The organism is Streptococcus sp. 1004_SSPC, from assembly GCF_001069025.1.
Lineage (GTDB): Bacteria > Bacillota > Bacilli > Lactobacillales > Streptococcaceae > Streptococcus > Streptococcus vestibularis.
The window spans coordinates 1-5,182 of record NZ_JWGQ01000032.1; the positions used below are offsets into that span (position 1 = coordinate 1).

General features: G+C 43.2%; 4 protein-coding genes. All 4 read left to right on the top strand.

Features of this window, described 5'->3' with window-relative positions:
• Nucleotides 1–275 precede the first annotated feature (275 nt).
• On the top strand, nucleotides 276–794 hold the full coding sequence (rimM, locus tag ADF62_RS02395) for a ribosome maturation factor RimM (protein ID WP_003094877.1): 519 nt from the start codon (nucleotides 276–278) through the stop codon (nucleotides 792–794).
• Entirely contained in the window at nucleotides 784–1,503 is a 720-nt protein-coding gene (gene trmD / locus ADF62_RS02400; protein ID WP_048787998.1) for a tRNA (guanosine(37)-N1)-methyltransferase TrmD, read from the top strand. Before rimM ends, trmD begins: the two co-directional genes overlap by 11 nt.
• Nucleotide 1,504: 1 nt before the next feature.
• On the top strand, nucleotides 1,505–2,503 hold the full coding sequence (locus ADF62_RS02405) for an NAD(P)/FAD-dependent oxidoreductase (RefSeq protein WP_048787999.1): 999 nt from the start codon (nucleotides 1,505–1,507) through the stop codon (nucleotides 2,501–2,503).
• Nucleotides 2,504–2,601: 98 nt separating this feature from the next.
• Nucleotides 2,602–5,016, top strand: coding sequence for a DNA translocase FtsK (locus ADF62_RS02410; RefSeq protein WP_048788000.1), 2,415 nt, complete (start codon nucleotides 2,602–2,604; stop codon nucleotides 5,014–5,016).
• Nucleotides 5,017–5,182 lie beyond the last annotated feature (166 nt).

Here is a 5,182-nt window from a genome sequence, read left to right on the forward strand (position 1 = left end):
CAAGGGGTTAAGACACCGCCTTTTCACGGCGGTAACACGGGTTCGAATCCCGTACGGACTATAAGCACCAGCTAGAGAAAGCTGGTTTTTTTGTGTCCTTTTTGATAAAATAGAGGGGTTGAATGGTCTAAGCCAGACATTTTATATCGCTTTAAAATAAAGAATAACAAGAATCTAACCTGGTTTAAAACGCGTGTTTTGAGATGCCGTCATAGGCTACTTAAAAATTCGTTGACTCATGGTTTGATTTGAATAAGAATTAATAAGGAAGTTAAATGACATATTATAACGTTGGAAAGATTGTAAATACACAGGGATTGCAGGGTGAACTTCGTGTTTTGTCTGTAACAGATTTTGCGGACGAACGTTTTAAGAAGAAGAGTGTACTAGCTCTTTTTGATGACAAAGATAATCACATCATGGATGTTGAGATTGCGAGTCACCGTAAGCATAAGAACTTTGATATCGTTAAGTTCAAAGGGCTTTACCATATCAATGATGTAGAAAAGTATAAAGGCTGCAGTCTCAAAATTGCTGAGGAAAATCTAACAGACCTTGATGACGGTGAATTTTACTACCATGAAATCATTGGCCTTGATGTTTACGAAGGCGATAGTTTGATTGGTCAGGTCAAAGAGATTCTCCAACCGGGTGCTAATGATGTTTGGGTAGTGAAACGTAAAGGTAAAAAGGACCTGCTCTTGCCATATATTCCACCAGTGGTTCTTGATGTTGACGTCGCAGCTGGTCGTATTGAGGTTGAGCTCATGGAAGGATTAGACGATGAAGATTGATATCTTGACCCTATTTCCAGATATGTTTGCTCCCTTAGAGCATTCCATTGTTGGTAAGGCAAAGGATAAGGGGCTTCTAGAAATCAACTATCACAATTTCCGTGAAAATGCGGAAAAGGCACGTCATGTAGATGATGAACCCTATGGTGGTGGGCAAGGCATGTTGCTACGTGCCCAGCCAATTTTTGATACCTTTGATAAATTAAATGTGACTAAGCCTCGTGTTATTCTCTTGGATCCTGCAGGTCGTACCTTTGATCAGGTCTATGCAGAGGAATTGGCGCAAGAAGAGGAATTGGTCTTTATCTGTGGTCACTATGAGGGCTATGATGAGCGCATCAAAACCTTAGTGACTGATGAAATATCACTAGGAGACTTTGTCTTAACTGGGGGAGAGTTGGCTGCAATGACTATTGTAGATGCGACTGTCCGCCTGATTCCTGAGGTCTTAGGTAAGGAAGCTAGTCATAAGGATGATAGTTTCTCATCAGGGCTTTTGGAATTTCCACAGTACACTCGCCCAGCTGAGTTTCGTGGCATGAAGGTGCCAGATGTACTCTTGTCAGGTCACCATGTTAATATTCGACGTTGGCGTATGGAACAGAGTTTGCGAAAGACTTGGGAGCGTCGACCTGACCTCTTGGAAAACTACGCCTTTACAGACGAAGAACGTCACATTTTAGAAGAGATAAAAGTAGAAGGAAAATAAAATGTCAGAAGAAAAGATATATGATATTACTATTATCGGTGGTGGACCAGTAGGCCTTTGGGCTGCCTTCTATGCCGGCTTACGTGGCATGACTGTGAATATTATCGAGAGTTTGTCAGAGCTTGGTGGTCAGCCTGCCATTCTCTACCCTGAGAAGAAAATCTATGATATCCCAGCCTTTCCTCAAACGACAGGTGCCGAATTGACAGAAAATCTGTTGACCCAGCTTAAGCGTTTTGAAGATCGTGTCAGTATTCGCTTAAAAGAGGAGGTTCAAACCTTTGAAAAAACAGATGGTATCTTCACGATTGCTACTAGCAAGGGTCAACACTTGTCCAAGGCTATCGTCATTGCTTGTGGGAATGGTGCCTTCGCCCCTCGCCCTTTGGGAGTGGACAATGAAGAAGATTATGCGGACAATAACTTGTTCTACAATGTGCATAGCCTGGACCAATTTGCTGGCAAGAAGGTTGTGATTGCTGGTGGCGGTGACTCAGCTGTTGACTGGGCTAATCACTTGGATGGGATTGCTGAGAGCGTGACTTTGATTCACCGCCGTGATGCCTTTCGTGCCCATGAGCATAGTGTAGAGCTTCTTCATCAATCATCAGTTAATGTGATGACGCCTTATGTCCCCCTTGAAATCAAGGGTGAAAATGGTCTTGCTCAAAGTTTGACCGTTCAAAAAGTGAAATCAGACGAGGTTGTGGAATTGCCACTTGATGCCCTTATTGTTAGCTTTGGCTTCTCAACCAATAATAAAAACCTTCGTAACTGGAATGTTGACTTCAAACGCTCTAGTGTTACGGTTAATGCTCAGTTTGAAACTTCACAAGAAGGTGTTTATGCTATTGGTGATGCGGCAGAATATGAGGGTAAGATTGATTTGATTGCTGTGGGAATGGGTGAAGCTCCTATCGCTATCAACCAAGCTATCCAATATATTGATCCAGACGGTAAGAATCGTCCGGTTCACTCAACATCATTAATTGAAGAATAATGTCAAAAGAAGGAAAGTCTCAAAAAAAGACTTTGTCTTCAATCTAAGGAGAGACCTGTCTCTCTTTTTCATGTCTAAAAACGTGGTATAATACACCTATGGCTACAACGAAAAAAACGAAAAAAGGGTCGACTTCTAAGAACAGTAAGAAGCGGCTTACAAAAGCAGAATTAGACAGACAGAAGGCGATTAAGCGAATGCTATGGACCTTCTTTTTTGCCTTTGTCTTAATTTTCCCAGTCTTTCGATTGGGTTTCTTTGGGATTACGCTCTATAATCTCTTTCGAGTCTTCGTGGGGAGTATGGCTTATCCCTTGATTTTTGCTATCTATGTTTATCTCTTTGGCTTTAAATGGTTACGGAAACATAGTAACTACGTGACTGGATTTTGGATGGTCTTTGCAGGTCTTCTACTGGAGTTTCACGCCTATCTCTTTAGTCTAGAACGCATGAGTGGTCTGGATATTTTCCCTGGGACAAAGGACTTGCTTTTTGGGGAACTGGTCAGTGTGCAAGTAGCTCGTTTTGCGGGTGGTGGTATGTTGGGAGCTCTCCTATACCAACCGATTTCCTTCCTCTTTTCAAATATCGGTAGCTTCATGATTGGGTGCTTGATTATTCTATTGGGTGCTTTTATTCTCAGTCCTTGGGATGTTTTAGATATCATGGATTATGCAAAAGGTATCTGGCAGAGAGGTTCCGAGAAGCGTTTGGAACGAACGGCCAAACGTCAGGAGAAGAAGGCAGAACGTCAGGCTCAGAAAGAACGTGAAGCGCAAGAACGTGCTGAGGAAGAGCGTCTGGCTGATTTGACTGTCGACAAGGAGACGGGAGAAATCTTAGATGACGCCGCAGAGGAGTTACCACAAGAAACTGAGATTTTTGCATCTGAACCTGAAATCAGTGATTATGCCTCTGAGGACTACTATGATAATCTCCCTCCAGAGGATTATGAGGATTTCCAAGAAGATTATGCACCTTATCCAGAGGATGTGCCAACCGAGGAGTTTCCGCCATCTATGGTTGTTGAGGGAGATGATGCACCTGTCGAGGTTGATTTCACACCGAAGGAGCTCTTACAGTATAAATTACCTCAGATAGATCTCTTTGCACCTGATAAGCCTAAGAGTCAATCTAAAGAGAAAAACATCGTTCGTAAGAATATTCGAATCTTAGAAGATACTTTCAAGAGTTTCAATATTGATGTCAAGGTTGAGCGGGCTGAGATTGGACCGTCTGTAACTAAGTACGAGGTCAAGCCTGCTGTTGGGGTTCGGGTTAATCGTATTTCCAATTTAGCAGATGACTTGGCTCTGGCTCTTGCGGCAAAAGATGTCCGTATTGAGGCACCTATACCTGGAAAATCTTTAGTTGGTATCGAAGTACCTAATTCCGAGATTGCGACGGTTTCTTTCCGTGAACTTTGGGAACAGTCCAAGACGGATCCTAATAAGCTCTTGGAAGTTCCTCTTGGTAAGGCTGTTGATGGTTCAGCTCGTAGCTTTGACCTAGGTCGGATGCCTCACTTGTTAGTGGCTGGATCAACTGGTTCTGGTAAATCTGTTGCGGTTAATGGAATCATCTCTAGTATTCTAATGAAGGCTCGCCCAGATCAGATTAAGTTCCTCATGGTCGATCCTAAGATGGTTGAACTTTCTGTTTACAACGATATTCCTCATCTCCTTATCCCTGTGGTGACCAATCCACGTAAGGCCGCCAAGGCTCTTCAAAAAGTGGTTGATGAGATGGAAAATCGTTACGAACTCTTTAGTAAGTTTGGCGTGCGTAACATCGCAGGCTATAATGCCAAGGTTGAAGACTGGAATGCCCAGTCGCAAGAGAAACAGATCCCCTTGCCTTTGATTGTGGTTATCGTTGATGAGTTGGCTGACTTGATGATGGTGGCCAGTAAAGAAGTGGAAGATGCCATCATTCGACTTGGACAAAAAGCACGTGCGGCTGGAATTCACATGATTCTTGCCACCCAACGTCCATCGGTTGATGTTATCTCTGGTTTGATTAAGGCCAATGTGCCTTCTCGTGTGGCCTTTGCGGTGTCTTCCGGAACAGATAGTCGTACCATTTTAGATGAAAATGGGGCAGAGAAACTACTCGGACGTGGGGATATGCTTTTCAAACCGATTGATGAGAACCACCCTGTTCGTCTACAAGGTTCCTTCATTTCTGATGATGACGTGGAACGTATTGTGACCTTTATCAAGGATCAGGCTTCTGCTGACTACGATGAGAGCTTTGACCCTGGCGAAGTTTCTGAGAATGATTTTGGTGGAGGTTCGTCTGCCAATGGTGGTAGCTCGGAAGGAGATCCTCTCTTTGAAGAAGCGAAGGCCTTGGTATTGGAAACACAAAAAGCTAGCGCTTCTATGATTCAACGTCGTCTGTCGGTTGGATTTAACCGTGCCACTCGTTTGATGGAAGAATTGGAAGAAGCCGGAGTGATTGGACCAGCTGAAGGCACTAAGCCACGTAAGGTTTTGATGACTCAAGAGTGATGATGGGAAAAGTACTACCCACCATTTACATATGTTTTAAAAATAATAAAAGGATGAGAGAGTAACTGTTTCGGCGCAAATTTTCGGCTCTTTGTCAACTGTAGTGGGTGACGAAAAGCTAACATCTAGAGAGAACCTGATAGGTTTTCTCTTTTTGTATGTTCAG

Bases quoted from the DNA above. Each gene is read 5' to 3' on its own strand.
- ADF62_RS02410 (WP_048788000.1), top strand. From the start codon at position 2,602: ATGGCTACAACGAAAAAAACGAAAAAAGGGTCGACTTCTAAGAACAGT.
- rimM (WP_003094877.1), top strand. From the start codon at position 276: ATGACATATTATAACGTTGGAAAGATTGTAAATACACAGGGATTGCAG.
- ADF62_RS02405 (WP_048787999.1), top strand. From the start codon at position 1,505: ATGTCAGAAGAAAAGATATATGATATTACTATTATCGGTGGTGGACCA.
- trmD (WP_048787998.1), top strand. From the start codon at position 784: ATGAAGATTGATATCTTGACCCTATTTCCAGATATGTTTGCTCCCTTA.